This window comes from Legionella lytica (assembly GCF_044626755.1).
Classification (GTDB): Bacteria; Pseudomonadota; Gammaproteobacteria; order Legionellales; family Legionellaceae; genus Legionella; species Legionella lytica_A.
Genome location: NZ_JBGORX010000001.1, coordinates 1170497 through 1189267 on the forward strand (window position 1 = coordinate 1170497; position 18771 = coordinate 1189267).

Here is an 18771-nt window from a genome sequence, read left to right on the forward strand (position 1 = left end):
TCCCTAAAGTTTAATTAATTGAATTAAGGTCTCTAAATGATCCCCTTCTCCTGCGGGCTTATCCCAGCGAATTCGATTAATACGGGGAAATCTTAATGCCACCCCAGACTTATGCCGAGCTGAGTAATTGACTGCATCAAAAGAAACCTCGAATACAAGCTCCTTGGTGACCTCTCGAACTGGACCAAAACGCTGAATAGTATGATTTCGTACCCATTTATCAAGCTCTAGCAGTTCTTGATCGGTAAACCCAAAATAAGCCTTTCCAATAGGCGTGAGTTGGTCTTTATCCCATAAACCAAAAGTATAATCTGAATAATAAGACGAGCGCTTACCATGACCTCTTTGCGCATACATCAGCACCGCATCGACTATAAGAGGATTTCTTTTCCACTTGTACCAATGTCCTTTGGGTCTTCCTGCTAAGTAGGGACTATCTTTATGTTTGAGCATCAATCCTTCAACTGCAGGATGATTTTCATCTAAAACCTGTTTTTTTAATTCATGAATATTTTGCTTAGCGTCTAAAGTAAGTAAATCAGAGAGTAATAAATTGGGCTTGGAATGGCTCACAAACCACTGCTCCAATGCACCTCTTCGTTCATGAAATGGCTTGCCACGAAGATCAATGTAATCTAATGACAAAATATCATATAATATAACGCCCGCAGGAAAATCACTCATCATTCGTGGGGAAAGCACTTTGCGATTTAATCGTTGTTGTAATTCATTAAAAGTGCCCGCCTTTCCTTCTTTAATAATCACCAACTCCCCATCTAAAACTACATTAGAGTCAACTAAATTTAATACATCAGGAAAACTATGGCTTAGATTATCCCCAGTTCGAGAAAAAAGCGCTTTATTATGAGGAGTTGCTACAATTTGCACGCGAATTCCATCATATTTTCTTTCAAAATAAAATTGAGTTGGGTTAAGAGAATTTATCTCTTTTTCTTCTAAAGGATGGGATAGCATTACCGGATGAAAAAAAATGGCATCCACTAAAGAAGGTTTATCCGCTTGCTTTTCAAGCCAGGCAAAAAGTTGAGTATAAGGAGGTTGTAACCCGTGCCATATTTGCTCAATTTCTTGCACATGGACGCCCCCATAGTGGGCTAAAGTATTTTTTAAAAATCGTTCCGAGACTCCTATTCTTAAACTACCTAAGCCTAATTTTAACAAGGCCCAACGCTCTATAGAGTTACTTTGGTTTAATAATTGAGTCAGATAGGTTTTGGTTTCATTTTTTGATAACTTTTGAAGTGTAGTAATAATTTCTGAAAGCGGGGGTAACTCGTGGGGACTTTCATCTTCTACCCAAAGTAAGGCAACGGTTTCCGCAAAATCACCTACGTAATCATAAGATAAAGAGAATAAGAATGCATCCATCCTTTCTTCAAGTAATTCTTTAATTAAATTGCGTTTAAAATGAGGAAATTTTAGAACATTAGCCATTACCGCTAACGCATAGCCTCGCTCGGGGTCCGAAACCTCTCTAAAATAATGCTCAATTAATGCCCTTTTATCTAATTGGCCGAAGGTAAAAAATAACTTACTGAGTAATTGAGCAAAATTATTCATTCGATTACTTTGTTCGCATTCTTTTATCTCCTATTTGAGAAATAAAGACCTCAAGAATACTTAAAAAACTCATCAGCAAATTAGAATTTTTTATTTTTGAATGCCCCATAAGCTTAGCAAAAAGCATTCGAATTAACTTAAGGCGAAAATAGGATAAAAGAAGATGATAAAGCATTTCGAGTTCCTAGTATAAATAACCAACACTATTATTATAGTCTAAAATATAGTGTATTAATTAAGAACAGAGTATTTAGTTTCCCAATCTTTCAGGCATTTTAGTAGTGAGCATTAATTTTTATTATTAATCAGGCCTATTTCTTTTATGAGAAAGACAAGATGAACAAAAAAATTTCTTGTATATATGTAAAGCAAACATCTGGGATTCAACGAAAAAAACAGGGCAAAAGCTTTGTCTATTACGATGCTAAAGGGAAAAAGATAACGGATACAAAGGTGTTGCAGCGCATCAAATTACTTGCCATTCCCCCGGCGTATACTCATGTATGGATATGTTCTAATGAGAAAGGACACATCCAAGCGGTGGGACGAGATCAGAAAAACAGAAAACAATACATTTACCATTCATCGTGGGTACAAATACGGCAAGAACAAAAATTTAAATCATTATTAGATTTTGGTTATTCTCTTACCCAATTAAGGAAAAAAATCAATGAAGAGATAAAAAAACCCCCTACTCTTGATAAGAGTCAAATCATTTGTTCTATTCTATTTCTAATAGATAATTATTCCGTAAGGATAGGAAATAGCGCTTATGCTAAGCAAAATAAAACCTATGGAATCACTACGCTAAGAAAAAAGCATCTTCGACATAAAAAAAGCGCCATTTCTTTTGAATTTTTAGGGAAAAATAAGCATCCTTGGCACTTTGAAGTAACAGAAAAGAATCTCATTCAAATTTTAAAGCATTGTACCGACATACCTGGCTATGAACTCTTTAAGTACTATAATGAGCAACACCATATTTCAGTTATTTCCTCACAAGATGTTAATGAGTATTTACATCTAATCACCCAACACCCGTTTACCGCCAAAGATTTCAGAACATGGATTGCGACAAGAGAGTTTTTTATTCGTGCTATTTCGTTGTCCGACATAAAAACCTTAAAAATAACCCATATAAAAGAAAGTATGCTGGAAGTGGCTACATTGTTGGGGCATACCCCCTCTATTTGCAAAGCAAGTTACATTCATCCACAAATTTTTGAATGGTTGAAAAATGGTAAGTTGATGCAATGGAAAAGAAAAAACCTTAAGAACATTAAAACCAAAAACCCAGATGCACTGCTCCTGCTATGGCTAGAAGAAATTTATCATTAACTCAAACTTAAATGAGTTAAGTTGCTTCAAAATTAAATATTAATTTACTAGCTATTAGTTAATGAAACCTATAAATTTAAAATTCAATAATAAGAAGAATCATATCCTTATGTCTGAAACTCTCGTACTTGCATTTTCCTTAATATTAGTAACAGGCTTCCTCTGTCAATGGATAGCATCCTCCATCAAAGTGCCGGCTATTTTATTTTTATTGCTGATTGGCATCTCGGTAGGCCCTATTTTCCACTGGCTTAACCCCGATAAACAATTAGGCGACTTATTATTTCCTTTCGTCTCTTTTTCAGTAGCGATAATTTTATTCGAAGGAAGTATGACGCTCTCTTTTTCCAAGATCAGGGGTTTAGGTAAAGTGATCCGCAATTTAATTAGCTGGGGGGCATTGATAACATTTGCATTAGTGGCCGTTTGTACCCATCTAATAATGAATATTTCCTGGGCAATCTCCTGTCTGTTTGCCGCATTAATGACCGTAACAGGCCCCACCGTTATCGCCCCTATGTTAAGGATACTACGCCCCAACTCCAATATTTCGAACATATTACAATGGGAAGGTATATTAATTGATCCTATAGGAGCTATTTTAGCGGTTCTGGTATTTGAAGTACTGATTTCTAGTAGCCTTGCCACAGGAATTGCGGCTGGATTGCTGATGTTTATAAAAATATCGTTTATGGGTATTTTTTTGGGGTTAATCGGAGGAGTATGTTTAGGAGTCGCTTTAAAAAAATACTGGATTCCCCAACATTTACATAATTTCGCAGTCCTTGCCATGATTGGAATTATATTCTCCAGCGCCAATTATTTGGTTGCGGAATCAGGTTTACTCGCGATAACTATAATGGGGGTCACTTTAGCGAATTTTAAAAAAATTGAGTTAGAGCATGTTTTAAATTTTAAAGAAAGCCTCAGCATTGTCTTAGTGTCCTGCTTATTTATTGTGCTCTCAGCTCGAATTAATTTATATTCGTTCCTCGAGCTAGGATACTCTGCCTTAATTCTTTTTCTTCTAATCCAATTTTTAATTCGCCCCCTAAACGTTTATATTTCTGCTTGGGGTTCTGATTTAACGATGGCGGAAAGACATGTAATCTCATGGATCGCCCCACGTGGTATTATCGCAGCTGCGATTTCCTCATTATTTGCCCTGAAGTTAACGCACCTCAATTACCCCGATGCAGAAAAACTGGTGCCTCTAACCTTCTTTATGATTATTTCAACGATTGTATTACAAAGTCTCACCGCGAAAACAATCGCCACCAAATTAAAAGTTGCAGAACCTGAGCCACAAGGATTTCTTATTGTGGGTGCTAATAAAGTAGCTCAAGCAATTGCCGTGCAGCTTAAGGAAAATGATTTTCATACGTGTCTGATTGATGAGCAATGGGATCAACTGAATGAGGCCCGCATGAAAGACTTACCGACCTTATGGGGAAATCCTATATCCCAGCACATCGAAGAGAAAATAAATTTAATTCAAATTAAACAATTATTAATTATTACCCCCTACTTGGATTTAAACATACTTACAGCGAAACATTATCGTTCTATTTTCTCGGAAAAAGATATTTTTTCTATTCAAACCGTAATACCGCAACCAGGACAAAAGGAAGATAAATTTAATTTTAAAAATAGCGGTAGAGTACTTTTTAATTCTACTCTAACTTACCAAAACTTAGATAAGCTATTAGCTGAAGGAGCAAAAATTAAAACAACTACGCTCACAGAGCAATTTTCTTTTGGCGATTATCAGGCCAAAAATAATGTAAACTATCCCTTATTTGCCATAGACCCTAAAAATACCATTTACGTATTTTCTGAGAAAAACGATTTCAAACCAATTAAAGATTGGAAAATAATTGGGTTGCAATGTGAAACTGCAAATTAGGATGAGACTTATAAAAGCCTGGCTAGCCGTCTTATTAAGCATCCATTGGTTATTTGAATAAAAATATCAGTTAACTTTTATAAAAACGTGTTATGTTTGAGTTATAGACGAAATGACTTTTTATTTGTTCCTAAGGACAGGCTTGTTTCATTAACTATTCTTTTATAAGATGTGCTTTTAAATTACTTCGCTTAGATAAAGGATTTTTTGTTCGTAAAATCAAAGCATTATTAATTGTTTCCTGCTCTTTTGTTTCTCTTCCATTCATCCAGGCACACGCGGCAAATGAGATTGCAATAGGTACTGGAGCCACAGCCACGGGAGATGCCTCTATAGCCGTAGGAACTAATTCTAATACTACAGGGGTAAATTCTATTGCTATAGGGACCAATGCTACCGCCACAGAGGATAATTCACTGGCTTTAGGCTCTGGTTCAACTACAGATAGAGCCAATTCGGTTTCCGTTGGAAATTCTTCCCAACAACGCCAAATTACAAATGTTGCCGCTGGAACAGCGAGTACAGACGCAGTGAATATGTCTCAATTAAATACTGTGAATACGGGAGTGCAAGCAAATGCTGCCGCGATCTCGTCTCACACTACGGCGATAAACACTTTAAGTAACTATGTAACTACTAACGCGAATTCAATAAACAGTTTAAATACCGAAGTAGCGTCCAACACTACAGCGATAACCAATTTAAATACCCAAGTCACTACAAACACAACAAATATCTCTTCCAATTCTACGGCTATCAGTAATCTGAATAATGCGCTGGTCAATGGTACTATTGGCCTAGTACAACAAGCAGGGGGCTCGGGAAGCAATTTAACGATTGGTGGCGCCACGGGAGGGACTCTGATAAATGTTTCGGGAACAGCTGGGGATCGTATTATAACGGGGATTTCTGCTGGTGTTTTGGCTAATGATGCCGTGAATTTGGCCCAGCTTAATGCCGCGATAGCAAGTATTGCTCCAGGGGTAGCGGTGTCTGCAAATAACTCCAGTAATTTATCTAATGCCGTTTCTAGTGGTGCAGATTCTTTAGCAAGTGGTTATGGTGCTAAAGCGCTGGGTACACAATCTACTGCATTGGGTAATAAAGCGATAGCCACGGGAGTAAATTCGGTAGCACTGGGTTATAACTCCAGCGATCAAGGTCGTAATAATGTGGTATCAGTGGGTAGCACCGGAAATGAACGTCAAATTACTAACGTTGCTCCAGGAACGCAAGGAACTGATGCAGTTAATTTAAATCAATTAAATCATGCAACCAGGTCAACACGAAATGAGGCCCGAAGTGGGATCGCATCCGCCTTGGCTTTTGCCTCGTTACCTCAAGCTTTTGTTCCAGGCAAATTTTTGATTTCTGGCGGTTATGGTAATTTCCAAGGAGAATCTGGATTCTCTATGGGAGCCTCCAAAGCATTTGCAGAAGGAAATGCCATTGTTAAATTAGGTGGTACGGTTTCGGGAAGAGGTGATGCTGGAGGAAGTGTTGGTTTTGGCTTCCATTTTTAATTATTAAGGTGATTATGTTGTATCATGTGCTAATAAAGTTAATTACGATAACTCTCCTTAGCTTCCAAAACATTTCCTATGCTAAAACAGAGTTTAAACCTTGTGTTTTGGATAGGAAACGTCTATTGCAAGAATCTAACGCAGCAAAAAAACTGAGTGAAAAATTTCAATATATTCGCCAATCGATTGAACTTAAATATAAAGAAAAATATACCGAGCTTGATACTGAGGTACAGACTCTGAAAAAAAACACGGCTATTTTAAGGCCACATGAAATTAATGCCCATTTAGATAAAATTAAGCAATATCAATCGAAGTTGACAATGGAAATAGAAAATGTAAATAATAGCTTGATGCAATTAGACGTTCAGATTACTAACAGTTTTGCAGAGATTTCAACTCCGGTAATAAGAGCCATTGAAAAAGAGCAACAATGTTCCTTGTTAATTTCTAAAGAAGCCTTGCTCAGTGTGAGCGATGAGCGCTTAGACATCACTCAAAAAGTCATTGATCAAATGAACCAAAATGCAAACAATCCTTCATAGCCTGAACTATTAGTGTTTCCATCTAACTGGCAGGATCACGCGGACAAGCCGCGTGATGTAGGCACGATGAAGTTCAATACTAAATAAATACCCTTTATCTAATTTATTTTAATTTGAACTCGAGGAGGAAATTGCTTAAGCACCGCCTTATAACGATTCATTTCGTTTAATAAAGGGAGACCTAATGGAATATGACGGATACCTATAGACTCATCTTCTTGTGGATTTGTATATAGGTTAAATATCATCGACCCGGCTGTAGGAGCAATTGTACCGCTAATACCCCCTTTTTGACCCCGTTCGGTGGTGCTATTTGGAAGCTGCACTAAGGTCATAAATTTAAACTCATCCATGCGAACCCCAGATAATTGATCATTTAAAAAATACAAAATACTGCGACGATTAGATTCTCCGTTGGGTGCCAGTAAGAAAGATAATTGATCAATTCCATCAATATAACGATCTGATGGCACTAAAGTACTGGCTTCTTTGCCTGGTTTTCCGGCTAAAGCCAAGCTAGTGGGGAAAATGTCGGATAAATCAAATAAGCCTTCTGACTTACGAGGTTCGATCATCCCTTTCCAATAAACAAAAGTCGGAACGCGAACGCCCCCCTCCCAAGTAGAACCCTTCCCGCCACGAAAAACAGTACGCCCATAAGGGGCAACTTCTTGTTCGGGACCATTATCTGAAGAAAAGATAATAATGGTGTTATCTAATTGGTTGGTTTCAGCCAAAGTTTTATAAAGCCCGGCAAAAATATCATTGACCTCTACGATGCAATCACCATAACTGGTACGAGAAGCTGAACGACCTGCATAGTACTCATTTGGGTAATTATCAAAATGACAACCACGGGTGTTGTAGTATAAAAAGAATGGCTTATTACTTTGTGCTTGTTTACGAATAAAAGCCTCTCCATATTTGAGCCAGCCTTGATCCAGATTTTTAATATTTTCAGGGGTTATCACACCAAGAGACTCAACTTTCCCTCCTTTTACAGCATGGACTTCATCTTTATTAAAAGGAATTTCATTTAAATAGTGTGTCCGTGCGGGGCTTAAAGCAATTTCAGGATTGAAATTTTTATCGCGCCATTCAGTATACATATCAGAAACAGACAGAAAACCGCGAAAATCGTCAAAGCCTACATTTTGCGGTTGAGAACCCGTATTTTCTCCTATATGCCATTTACCAATAGCCTGCGTGGTATAACCTAGCTTAGAGAGTAATTGAGGTAAGGTAATCATTCCATCTAACCCACCCGGCTGACCATACATTGGAGGAGAAAGAATGCCATGATGAATTGGATATTGCCCAGTCATGATCGTTGCCCGAGTAGGTGAACAAGTAGGTTGGGAATAAGCCGAAGTTAAAATCAAACCTTGAGAGGCTACCTTATCAATATTAGGAGTAGCCGAGCCAACTGAGATTCCTCCGCCATTAAAACCCATATCAAACCAACCCACATCATCCATTAAAAAGATGATGATGTTCGGTTTCTTCCCTGTTTTTGCCTCTAAATCTGCTAGCTTTTTTTGCGCTTCTTTCATTTGATCTGGATGTACAATAACCGGTTCCATATTAGGCGCTAAGCTAACGGGCTGTAATTGAATATACTGATTCGGATGATTATACCCAGGCTGCCCCTCTACCTTGGTAGGCCCATCTTGTCCTGGACCAGCAATAACACCATTTAAATTCGTATTTGTATCAGAAACTTGGGATTGTGGATTTAACTGGTCTTGGGGCGATGCGGCAATTAAACAGGCCGAATAAGACAGTAAAAAAAGAGAATAGATCAAATTCCTTTTCATCATATATCCTAGTTTGAATTAACTAAGCTAAATTATAGACTATAAATTTATAGCTCATTTTGCTCATAAAAAGAATTAAGGAAATTTAATTTCTTAAGTATCTATCCTATACTTTTCAAATGAGCATAAATTAATTCTTTCGTGATTAATTGGGCATAAGTGAACTTATTCCTCTCAGGTTTTCAAGCAATAAAAACAGTTCAGCTGAGGAACTATGGACAGTCAATTATCTTATTTTCTTCATCTTTCCAGCATCATTGAATCCATGCCTGACGCCTTGATTATCATTAATAATCAAGGCCGTATTATTTTAGTGAACAGCCAAACTGAAAAGTTATTTGGTTATGTCCGTACTGAGTTGTTGGGCGAAAATGTAGAGATATTAATGCCTGAGCGCTATCGTCACAACCACGCTCATCATCGTGATAATTATTTTGTAACGCCAAAAGTGCGCTCAATGGGTGCAGACTTAGAATTATTTGGTATAAAAAAAAATGGCACTGAATTTCCTGTAGAAATAAGTTTAAGTCCACTGAAAACAGATGAAGGTATTTTTGCGCTTGCCGCCATAAGAGACATCACGCCCCGTAAAAAAGCCGACGCGAAATTTAAAACCATTTTGGAAGCCACACCCGATTGTTTAGTGGTTATTAATAATGAAGGAAAAATTGTCTTAGTAAATGATCGTACCGAACAGTTGTTTGGTTATAAGCCCAATGAGCTCATTGAGCAGTATATAGAATGCTTAATACCTCAACGTTTTCATGGCAATCATGTCGGTCACCGTACTAATTATTTTACAAAGCCGCGCATAAGACCTATGGGTGCCGGCCAAGAGTTGTATGGACAGCATAAAAAAGGACATGAATTTCCCGTCGCGATTAGTTTAAGCCCCTTGGAAACTGAGGAAGGAATGTTGGCTTTAGCCGCAGTACGTGACATCTCGAAACAAAAAGAGCTTGAGCAGCAATTATTTAACCAAAATAAAGAACTAGAGTTACAAAATCGTTTAAAAACCGAATTCCTCGCCAATATGAGCCACGATATTAGAACACCGCTAACCGGTGTGGTCGGCATGTCTAAATTACTGGAAGAAAAAGTTGAGGATGCGAACCAAAAACAATATGCACAATGGCTAGGTGAAAGTGGCAAACAAGTTCTCAATATGTTGAACGTCATCTTGGACACCGTTTCGGCAGAAAGCGTCAATGAAGCAACATTACGCGAAGAGCCTTTTGAGCTACATCAGGTAGTTCAAGAAATTTTACAGCTGATACGCCCCTCCACAATAACAAAGGGAATTGAGTTAAAAACGCAAATCGATGAAAACGCGCCTCCTTGTTTGATCAGTGATCATTTAAAACTACGTCGCATTTTATTAAATTTAATGGGTAATGCCATTAAGTTCACAAAAGCGGGCCACATTACGATCGAGGTAAAACTCCTTAAACGAATGAAAGCCCATGTTTTACTGCACTTTGCCGTCGCAGATACCGGCATGGGTATTCCTTATGAGTTACAAGACAAAGTATTTGATAAGTTTTTCCGTGGTACCCCCTCCCGAAAAGGACTCTATCGAGGACATGGCCTAGGCTTACATATTGCAAGTTCTTATGCCAATTTACTAGGTGGAGAAATTCTACTGACGAGTAAACCCGGTGAGGGTACAACGTTTTATTTTGACCTTTTGATGAAGACAGCCAAGAATAATTCGCATCAAAATAATAAAGAAAAGTTAAACGCGTCTCTCCCTCATGCGGAAACGCCAAATAAAATATACCACAATGCACCGAAACTTTTACTTATCGAAGACAATCATATCGCACTACTCACACTTGAACATATAGTTAGCCAGGGCGGCTTTAGTTACCGCAGTGCCAGAGATGGAGAAAGTGCGCTTGAATTGGTTAAAAATGAAGTATTTGATTTAATCATTACAGACCTTGGGTTGCCTGGCCTATCAGGTTTAGAATTAACCAAGGAAATAAGGTGGTATGAAAAAGAACATCAACGAATTCCAGTTCCGATTATTGGTCTAACCGGCCATGATGAAAATAAAATAAAAGCTCAATGCCTCGAGGCAGGATTGAATGACGCATTAACTAAGCCACTAAATCCAGAATCTTTAGAAAAAATTAAATCGATTTATCTGGCCCCCACACAACCTGATAAATCGCCCTCACCCCAAAATACCACAAACCTGACCTCTGGGTTACCCGAGGCAGAAGACGAATTATTTAAACTGGATGCATTTCCATTATTGAATACGCAAAGCGCCCTTGCGAGCATGGGTAACGATGCAGACTTACTCAATAAGACCTTAACCTTTATGATTGAACAAGAATTGCCTAATGATATTAAAGCGCTGGAAATGGCCTATGCGTCCGGGGAATGGAACACAATTGAAAAACTTGCCCACAAAATGAAAGGTGGCTTAGTGTATTGTGGGGCGTTTAAATTAGTCCATGCCTGCCAATATCTTGAACAATACCATAAAACGGAACAAGTCAAATTTCTTGAGCCCCTTTATAAGCAATTATGTGAGGTCATTGAGGAAACTCAAAGTTCAATGAATCAATGGGTTAAAAAACAGCCTCAATCCTACTCAGAGTAACTCATAGCACTCGACCAAAAAATGAATCCCCGGGTAACTATTTCTCGTTTAATACCAGATTGGTTGCTGAGTAACGAAAGGTGTATTAGCCCGCATAACAAGTTACCTGTTCTCCGAAAAACTAACTATTTCGTCATCACAATAACTCATGTTATAGTGACACCCAGGATCTCATTCGAATACGGACATGTTCAATTTCTTATTTCACCCGATAGCTAGTTTCAGGAAATGGTATTTAATCTCTCAAACCACAACTTATATCTGGAATAAAGGATCAGCTTACTCCATTCTTGAGCAACACCCAGATAAACTACCATTGATTGAAAAATTATACGCCATTAGTCGACTTTATGATTCCATCTGGGAACGCTTAGCGAATGATCCCTACGTGTGGACAGGAGTAAATGCATTATTTGAACATAACATGCTTACTCGAGAATTGGTGGATTGGTTATTACAGAAAAAAAAATTTCCGATTAATCGCGTCATTACTGGATATGAAGCCATTCGCACCTACACGCTTTCTCCAGAAGATTTTTTTCTAACTTACAACAAATACAATCACATTGTTCCCCTATTAAGTAACCATGCACCGCTACTGAAATGCTTGCTAGAAACCGGACTAATAACAAGAAACGGGTTAAATTATTGGTTATCCTCTCCGGAAGAGCTCCCCAACGAATTGTTGTATGCTCATAACAACGTTAATCTAGTAGAGCTGTTACATAAGTATGGATTGATTCAACCCGGAGAATTAGTCCCTCAAGGCGAATGGAAAAAACTAGGTTCTTTTCCTCCCTCACATTTCGCGATACTTCTAAAACTAGAATCCTCAGGATTGCTAAATGAAGAAAACATGGAAAGAATCAACGCTTGGTATCAAGATTTACCGCTGTTAAATAATACCTATCACAACGAAGCTGAATTTAAACTTTGGGCCTCTCTATTATTAGACGCTAGCACGGAACGCATCTTATTTATCAAAGCAGGAACCGCACGTTTTAGTAAAAATCTTGGCACCTTAAAAAAAGAAGAATCGTTAAGTAGCTTCTGGGAACGTTGCCAAGACATTGAAAAACAAGAACCGCCAAGTACAAACGCTTGTAATACGCTCGCGAACTTAACTCGATTAGCTATGTTGGAACATCGATTCTTCCCACCATCAGCCCCCGCAAAACCTAGTGTAGCAGAGCATAACTACTTCATCGATATCGGAATTCGGCCTACCCAAAGTGCCGTTATCATGTAAACCACCCTCGCTCCCGTATGCGCCCTGGTGTAAATACGAGAGCGGTACCGAAATCAGGCTTCGCTCCCCTGGGCGGCTGCACTAATGCCGGTTAGGTGTCCATACTTTTTTCCGGTAGCATAAATAAAGATCAAGCATAAAACCGCGCACACACTTATCGGAATCCCCGGATTTAAATGATTTCCAGAAGTTATAATTAAGGAAGGCATCAAGCCACCAAAAAGAGTCAAACTCAAATTATAAGAGACAGCAAGCGCCCTGCCGCGTTGGCTTAACCCGAACTGAGTAACCATATAGGCAGGCAGTGCTGCATTGAGTAATGCTTGAATAAGTGCGAAAAAAATTAACGCCATCATGCACAAGATACTATCAAGCCAAGGCAACAGGGCAAAAACAACATACGAAAACGCTAAATAAAGTAATGAGGCAATCTTTATTTGTCTTATTACACCAAATTTGTCCGCCAAAATCCCGGCAAATGGCAAAGCAGTCAAGTAAGTTAAAATGGCACTAAACGTAATTAAAATCGATTGTTTATGAGAATATAAATTTAATGATGTAGACAAAAACGTGGGCATGAAAATAAAGGTAATATAAAAAGCAGAAGCCGATAAGTTGGTGACGATAAAAGTTCCTAATAATTCCCGCTTATAATTTTTAATCAGATCCCTAAAGCTCGGAATCACTTGAGTTTCACTGGGAATAAAATTATCAATTTGGTTTCTCAGAAAGAGCAAAATCACACAACTCAAGGCCCCAATTAAAAAAGGAATCCGCCAAGCATATTGAACTACTTGCTCATGAGGTAGCAAATAAAGAAGAATAAAAATACTCAAATTCGCAAGTAACAACCCTACACTACCGCCTACAAAGGCGAAACTTCCAAAAAACGCTGGCGATTTTTTCCCCTGCTCAACAGCCATAATAATAGCCGAAGAATACTCTCCAGAAATGGAAAGTCCTTGAATAATTCTACAAATGATAAGACCTGCACCATAATACATACCCATCCAATGTGCAGGAAGCAAGCCAATTGCTGATGTAGCGAGCGTCATGAATAAGGTGGAAACCAGTAATACCTTTTTCCGCCCCAAATGATCGATTAAGTAGCCAAAGCCAAACGCCCCCAAGGGTTTCACAACATAACTGACAACATACGCCAAAATAGTGAAGTTAATGGCGGTACTTTTGTCCTGAGCCGCAAAGAATACTTCAGATAAGATGGGGATCAGTAAAGGAAATACTGTAAAGTCATAGACCTCAATCAATGTTCCTAAAAATGCAGAAAATAAAGTAACTTTTTTCATGTACACCCACGCAAGTTTGATTAGAGCATTGTAACACTGGTAACCGCATAAGGGATTATGTAATGTTGGAATGTTACTTAGCACACAATCAATATTCATTAAAATGAGCTATCATACCAAATAACGTCTATTCACCAGAAGATAGTTCACGTGGCTTATTAAAGAGAAAGAAATAATGAACCAGGACAGCATCTACTGCCAGGTTAGTACTGCGATTTATAAGGCAAGACCAACACCCACCACATTTTCTAAAGAGTGGAAGTTATCGCAGCCCCGTTCGCCATATGCCTGATGTTCCCTACTTATAGCCTTTAATTTGATCATATGTTTTAGCAGTTTATGGCATTCTGTATGAATCCAGATGCAAGAAAAGTACAATTTTATTTTTTAATTAAAATTTCGCAAGAAATGGATAGAATAAACTTTGCGCAAAACCTATCATTAATTAAAAGATGAATGGCTCAGCATAAAAGAAGAATGAGCCCAGGAGTTGAAAACCATGATAAAACATAAGCAAAGCAATTATGAGCGAGTAGAAACCGCCATTCATTATATTAATGAGCATTTTAAAGCCCAGCCATCACTCGATGAAATTGCCAAGGCCATTCATGTTAGTCCCTATCATTTTCAACGCATCTTTAGTGAGTGGGCAGGAGTTAGCCCCAAAAAATTTATGCAATACATTAGCCTTAATTATGCAAAAAGCTTATTAAAAAACCGCATGCCATTACTCGACGTTACTTATGAAACAGGATTATCCAGTTGCAGCCGTTTGCACGATTTATTTGTGACTGTTGAAGGCATGACACCTAAAGAATTTAAAAATGGAGGCGTTGATTTAGCAATTAATTATTGCTTTGCTGAAAGCCCCTTTGGAAAAGTTATTGTAGCCTCTACGGCCAAGGGAGTCTGCGCAATTTCTTTTGAAAGGGATGAAAACCAAGCCTTAATGGATTTAAAAAAACGCTTTCCTAATGCTAAATATCGACAAATTACTGATACATTTCAGCAAGATGCTTTACTTATATTTCAAAAAGATTGGGGCAATCTTAATGAAATTAAACTGCATTTGGCTGGAACCCCCTTTCAATTAAAAGTTTGGGAAAGCCTTTTAAAAATTCCTTTGGGTGCTTTGGTTACTTATGGTGATATTGCCCAAGAGATAGGAAATCCCCAATCATCACGAGCAGTGGGCTCGGCAATTGGAAGCAACCCCGTCGCCTTTCTCATTCCCTGCCACCGCGTAATTCAAAGCAGTGGAAAAATAAGTGGGTATCTGTGGGGGGAAACCAAAAAGAAAGCAATCATTGGATGGGAAGCCGCTCAAATTGAAATATAGATGTTTAAGGTGAATTCAGTGGATCTTATCGAACAAATGAATGGGGAACTACATAATTTACTCCCTTATGAAGGTACTGTACATTATTATGGCCCGATTATGAGCCCACAGCTGGCTGAGGAATTTTACGAGGCCTTGCTGCACAGCATTCAATGGAAAAATGACGAAGCCATAATTTATGGGAAGAAAATAATTACTAAACGTAAAGTAGCATGGCATGCCGACCAGCCCTTTTCCTATACTTATTCTAAAATAACTAAAACAGCAGAACCATGGATTCCTATTCTCAATGATCTAAAAATGCTGGTGGAAAAAGAAAGCGGCGAAACCTATAATTCATGTCTGCTTAATTTATATCACGACGGCAACGAAGGAATGGCGTGGCATAGTGATGGCGAAAAAGACTTGAAGAAGTATGGGGCGATAGGCTCCCTTAGCTTTGGTGCGGAACGTAAGTTTTCTTTCAAACATAAAAAAACGAAGGAAATTGTTTCTAAAATTCTGCAACATGGTAGTTTATTAGTGATGAAAGATTCAACTCAAAGTCATTGGCTTCACCGTTTACCACCAACAAAAGCAACGTGCACGCCTAGAATTAATTTAACATTTAGAACTATTGTACGTACTATAATAAATTCAACAGTGATATAAGCAAATTAAAGGATTAAACATCATGATAGATCTGTATTACTGGCCTACACCCAATGGACATAAAATTACTATTTTTCTAGAAGAAGCTGATTTACCCTATAACCTTATTCCCATCAATATTTCTAAGGGAGAGCAATTCGCTGAAGACTTCTTGAAAATCTCACCTAATAATCGAATGCCAGCATTAGTTGATCACGCGCCTAAAAATGCTGAAAAACCACTATCTATATTTGAATCTGGTGCCATCTTACTTTATTTAGCAGAAAAGACCGGACGATACTTACCTGCTAGCTTGCACGAGCGTTATGAAGTGCTGCAATGGCTATTTTGGCAAGTTGCAGGCTTAGGTCCTATGGCTGGGCAAAATCATCATTTCAGTAGCTACGTCAAAGATGTACCTTACGCCGCAGAGCGCTATGTCAGAGAAACAGCCAGATTATATGGCGTATTAAATAAGCATTTAGCAAACCAAGAGTTTATAGGCAATGAGTACTCCATCGCAGATATGGCTTGCTATCCGTGGATTGTCCCTCATGAAAAACAACAGCAAGATTTAAATGACTTCCCCTCGTTAAAAAGATGGTTCTTCCAAATCCAGGAACGTCCTGCAGTTCAGCGTGCATATGACCTGGAAAAAGACATTAACGTTGACCAGGCCTTATCCGAGGAAGCAAAACAAATTTTATTTAATCAGGGCAAAAAAACATAATACAAAAGAAACCTATGAAAAGCTTAAGGCTTTTTCTGAGAGGATGATTCAAACGCAAGAATATTGTGCCGATTTATTTAACCTGGATTCCACGACTTGTTCGCGGAATCCAGGGATTTAGCTCATTCTTCCGCAGGCCTGGCTAGGCAGCTTGTCCGCCTGAGGTAGGATATGAGTATAGAAACCCCTAACCCAGTTAATTAAATTTAGCTTGTAATGCCTCATCTTCTTCGATTACTGATTGAATTCGTCCTACATTTAATTTTCTTAATTGACCAAAAAAGCTAACGTCTTCAGCATTGCTTAGCTTTACCGGTATTTTTTGCAGCGGAACCATTTTTTCCTTTTCAATAATGGAATCTCTAGTATTTCGCCCCAAGCTTAAATTGAATTCTTGATCGTTTTGCTCGTTGAACTGAATACTCGATGCTTGAATATCTTCTAAATCCAGGCCTCTGGACTCTAAAAACTCTTTAAACGTTACAGCTTGCGATACTGGTGGATTTGTTAGAAATTGATTTAGTTGTTCTTTGTTATGAAATTTTGCAGTCGCAAATATAATGACTCTTACCCTGATAAGATCGATATCGAGCGCTGCTCTAAATCCATTAAGATCATGAATGTTGACCCGTAGGGTGGTCCCATGGTTATCTACCCAATAAAGTTCATTTTTTCGACAGAGGAAAATAAAGGTATTCTTGTCACGAGTCTCAGGCAGCACACTATCATGCATATGAATCAAATAGTCTGCATTATCTAGTTTATATGACAGTACTCCTTCTCGCAGCGGCTCTCCTTCCTTATTAAGCACTGTGTGAGCCAAATAAGTCACCGGGCTAAAAATTAGAGTGCCTAATCCAGCAAACAAAATACGAGGAATATTCCAAATCCCATAGAGTAGTATGCCGGCTATTGGATTAATATCTTTTACTATCGCAAAAATTAACTTATTTACAGCATAGTGTAATCCCAGTGTTAGAAAATCAAAAATGCCAAGTTGATCTTCTCTATTGTGCGTACGTCCGCCATAGAAAACCTGAAAAGAATCTTTTAGCTTTCCCCCAAGCGTAGTTCTATGTGAATGCGCATGAGGGTATTTCTTGGTTTCCATTAAGAAATTAAAAGGATTGAATATTGGCATATTGCTCTCAACTTGAATTAGATTGCGCTAATTTTATAGCAATTAAGTTATCTATCAATACCGTATTTTTTACGGTATTTTGTTACTCAAATTGTTAACAGCGATAATGGTACCTGGATCTATGGCGAAAATGCATGATAACGAACAAGAAATTACTATTGCTCTTGTTGAGTCTCTTCTAAAAAAGCAATGCCCTCAATGGGCAGATCTCGAGCTTCAGCCTATTCGTTCCAGTGGAACGGATAATGCCTTATTTCGTTTAGGCAACCAATACGTCGTTCGCATTCCGCGAATTGAATGGTCACCTGGTAGTGTGGCTAATGGGATTGACAAAGAATGGGTATGGCTTCCACAACTGGCTCGGCATTTAAAAATCCCAACATCGGAACCTCTATTCAAAGGTGAGTCCAATGAAATTTATCCTTGGCCTTGGAGCATCACCCAGTGGAATGAGGGGCATAATCCTGCGTTTGAAAAAGAAAATGAATACGAACAGCTTGCTGTGGATTTAGCTTTGTTTTTAAATGAATTACATCGTATTGAGCTCCCAAACTCTGGCCCCTTATCACGTCGCGGTGTGGCGTTAAACGAACTGGATAAGGAAACAACCGAAGCAATAGGTGCGTTAGCCGCCGATATGGAGACACAGCCATTAGCGTCGTTGTGGAAGCAATTAGCCAATACCCCAAAGTGGAACAAACCTCCAGTTTGGATGCATGGTGATCTTCTACCTGGAAATATCCTAATTCAAAACAATAGACTGAGTGCTGTGATTGATTTTGCAGACCTTGGTCTTGGAGATCCTGCGTGTGATTTGATTGTTGCCTGGAGTTTACTCAATGAACATTCAAGAGCAATTTTTCGTAAGCATCTGCTGAATATTGACGAGCATACCTGGCAACGCGGGAGAGGATGGGCTCTATCAATTGCGCTGATTATTATCCCCTATTATAAAAATACTAACCCTGTTTTAACTTCTGTGGCGAGAAGAATGATTGAGCAACTTATTTTATCTAAGATACAATAAGCACGGGAGCGATGCACAAATTCC

14 protein-coding genes are annotated in these 18771 nt (G+C 38.4%); 10 read left to right on the forward strand and 4 right to left on the reverse strand.

All coding sequences use genetic code 11. From position 1 onward, the window contains the following. Nucleotides 1-3: 3 nt before the first annotated feature. The gene (locus tag ACD661_RS04885) at nucleotides 4-1581 is read right to left on the reverse strand and encodes a cisplatin damage response ATP-dependent DNA ligase (protein ID WP_400186730.1); all 1578 of its coding nucleotides are present in this window, start codon (nucleotides 1579-1581) and stop codon (nucleotides 4-6) included. A 336-nt stretch (nucleotides 1582-1917) separates the two neighbouring features. Here ACD661_RS04885 and ACD661_RS04890 point away from each other — a divergent pair, with 336 nt between their 5' ends. The 4 genes from ACD661_RS04890 to ACD661_RS04905 all read left to right on the forward strand — a co-directional run bounded on the left by ACD661_RS04890 (nucleotide 1918) and on the right by ACD661_RS04905 (nucleotide 6893). After that, nucleotides 1918-2919: a DNA topoisomerase IB gene (locus ACD661_RS04890; protein ID WP_400186731.1), complete on the forward strand. Its 1002-nt coding sequence runs from the start codon at nucleotides 1918-1920 to the stop codon at nucleotides 2917-2919. A gap of 109 nt (nucleotides 2920-3028) precedes the next feature. Then, on the forward strand, nucleotides 3029-4825 hold the full coding sequence (locus tag ACD661_RS04895) for a cation:proton antiporter (RefSeq protein ID WP_400186732.1): 1797 nt from the start codon (nucleotides 3029-3031) through the stop codon (nucleotides 4823-4825). A 296-nt stretch (nucleotides 4826-5121) separates the two neighbouring features. Next, on the forward strand, nucleotides 5122-6348 hold the full coding sequence (locus tag ACD661_RS04900; RefSeq protein WP_400187226.1) for a YadA family autotransporter adhesin: 1227 nt from the start codon (nucleotides 5122-5124) through the stop codon (nucleotides 6346-6348). A gap of 14 nt (nucleotides 6349-6362) precedes the next feature. Then, on the forward strand, nucleotides 6363-6893 hold the full coding sequence (locus ACD661_RS04905) for an OmpH family outer membrane protein (RefSeq protein WP_400186733.1): 531 nt from the start codon (nucleotides 6363-6365) through the stop codon (nucleotides 6891-6893). 98 nt (nucleotides 6894-6991) lie between these two features. Here the strand turns inward: ACD661_RS04905 and ACD661_RS04910 are convergent, their stop codons facing one another. Further along, nucleotides 6992-8713, reverse strand: a complete 1722-nt coding sequence (locus tag ACD661_RS04910; protein WP_400186734.1) for a sulfatase-like hydrolase/transferase — start codon at nucleotides 8711-8713, stop codon at nucleotides 6992-6994. A gap of 211 nt (nucleotides 8714-8924) precedes the next feature. On the opposite strand from ACD661_RS04910, the gene ACD661_RS04915 reads away from it, so the two are divergent. Both ACD661_RS04915 and ACD661_RS04920 read left to right on the forward strand, forming a co-directional pair. Continuing rightward, on the forward strand, nucleotides 8925-11324 hold the full coding sequence (locus tag ACD661_RS04915) for a PAS domain-containing hybrid sensor histidine kinase/response regulator (protein WP_400186735.1): 2400 nt from the start codon (nucleotides 8925-8927) through the stop codon (nucleotides 11322-11324). 187 nt (nucleotides 11325-11511) lie between these two features. Beyond that, nucleotides 11512-12573 (forward strand): hypothetical protein, encoded by a 1062-nt coding sequence (locus ACD661_RS04920; RefSeq protein WP_400186736.1) that lies wholly within the window; start codon nucleotides 11512-11514, stop codon nucleotides 12571-12573. A 53-nt stretch (nucleotides 12574-12626) separates the two neighbouring features. On the opposite strand, the gene ACD661_RS04925 is transcribed toward ACD661_RS04920, so the two are convergent. Beyond that, the gene (locus tag ACD661_RS04925) at nucleotides 12627-13880 is read right to left on the reverse strand and encodes an MFS transporter (RefSeq protein WP_400186737.1); all 1254 of its coding nucleotides are present in this window, start codon (nucleotides 13878-13880) and stop codon (nucleotides 12627-12629) included. A 499-nt stretch (nucleotides 13881-14379) separates the two neighbouring features. Between ACD661_RS04925 and ACD661_RS04930 the strand changes: the two genes are divergently transcribed. From ACD661_RS04930 to ACD661_RS04940, 3 genes are read left to right on the forward strand one after another with little or no spacing between them, the layout of a single operon-like run. Continuing rightward, nucleotides 14380-15219, forward strand: a complete 840-nt coding sequence (locus tag ACD661_RS04930) for a bifunctional transcriptional activator/DNA repair enzyme AdaA (protein WP_400186738.1) — start codon at nucleotides 14380-14382, stop codon at nucleotides 15217-15219. Nucleotides 15220-15237: 18 nt separating this feature from the next. Then, nucleotides 15238-15870, forward strand: coding sequence for an alpha-ketoglutarate-dependent dioxygenase AlkB family protein (locus ACD661_RS04935; RefSeq protein WP_400186739.1), 633 nt, complete (start codon nucleotides 15238-15240; stop codon nucleotides 15868-15870). Nucleotides 15871-15892: 22 nt separating this feature from the next. Continuing rightward, nucleotides 15893-16579 carry a glutathione S-transferase N-terminal domain-containing protein gene (locus tag ACD661_RS04940; RefSeq protein ID WP_400186740.1) on the forward strand — a complete coding sequence of 229 codons (687 nt, stop codon included), beginning with the start codon at nucleotides 15893-15895 and terminating at the stop codon, nucleotides 16577-16579. Nucleotides 16580-16775: 196 nt separating this feature from the next. Here the strand turns inward: ACD661_RS04940 and ACD661_RS04945 are convergent, their stop codons facing one another. Further along, entirely contained in the window at nucleotides 16776-17720 is a 945-nt protein-coding gene (locus tag ACD661_RS04945) for a hypothetical protein (RefSeq protein ID WP_400186741.1), read from the reverse strand. A 121-nt stretch (nucleotides 17721-17841) separates the two neighbouring features. Between ACD661_RS04945 and ACD661_RS04950 the strand changes: the two genes are divergently transcribed. Further along, nucleotides 17842-18747 carry an aminoglycoside phosphotransferase family protein gene (locus ACD661_RS04950; RefSeq protein ID WP_400186742.1) on the forward strand — a complete coding sequence of 302 codons (906 nt, stop codon included), beginning with the start codon at nucleotides 17842-17844 and terminating at the stop codon, nucleotides 18745-18747. The last annotated feature ends 24 nt before the right edge of the window (nucleotides 18748-18771 follow it).

Bases quoted from the DNA above. Each gene is read 5' to 3' on its own strand.
- ACD661_RS04915 (WP_400186735.1), top strand. From the start codon at position 8,925: ATGGACAGTCAATTATCTTATTTTCTTCATCTTTCCAGCATCATTGAA.
- ACD661_RS04920 (WP_400186736.1), top strand. From the start codon at position 11,512: ATGTTCAATTTCTTATTTCACCCGATAGCTAGTTTCAGGAAATGGTAT.
- ACD661_RS04925 (WP_400186737.1), bottom strand. From the start codon at position 13,880: ATGAAAAAAGTTACTTTATTTTCTGCATTTTTAGGAACATTGATTGAG.
- ACD661_RS04890 (WP_400186731.1), top strand. From the start codon at position 1,918: ATGAACAAAAAAATTTCTTGTATATATGTAAAGCAAACATCTGGGATT.
- ACD661_RS04905 (WP_400186733.1), top strand. From the start codon at position 6,363: ATGTTGTATCATGTGCTAATAAAGTTAATTACGATAACTCTCCTTAGC.
- ACD661_RS04930 (WP_400186738.1), top strand. From the start codon at position 14,380: ATGATAAAACATAAGCAAAGCAATTATGAGCGAGTAGAAACCGCCATT.
- ACD661_RS04950 (WP_400186742.1), top strand. From the start codon at position 17,842: ATGGCGAAAATGCATGATAACGAACAAGAAATTACTATTGCTCTTGTT.
- ACD661_RS04910 (WP_400186734.1), bottom strand. From the start codon at position 8,713: ATGATGAAAAGGAATTTGATCTATTCTCTTTTTTTACTGTCTTATTCG.
- ACD661_RS04885 (WP_400186730.1), bottom strand. From the start codon at position 1,581: ATGAATAATTTTGCTCAATTACTCAGTAAGTTATTTTTTACCTTCGGC.
- ACD661_RS04940 (WP_400186740.1), top strand. From the start codon at position 15,893: ATGATAGATCTGTATTACTGGCCTACACCCAATGGACATAAAATTACT.
- ACD661_RS04945 (WP_400186741.1), bottom strand. From the start codon at position 17,720: ATGCCAATATTCAATCCTTTTAATTTCTTAATGGAAACCAAGAAATAC.
- ACD661_RS04895 (WP_400186732.1), top strand. From the start codon at position 3,029: ATGTCTGAAACTCTCGTACTTGCATTTTCCTTAATATTAGTAACAGGC.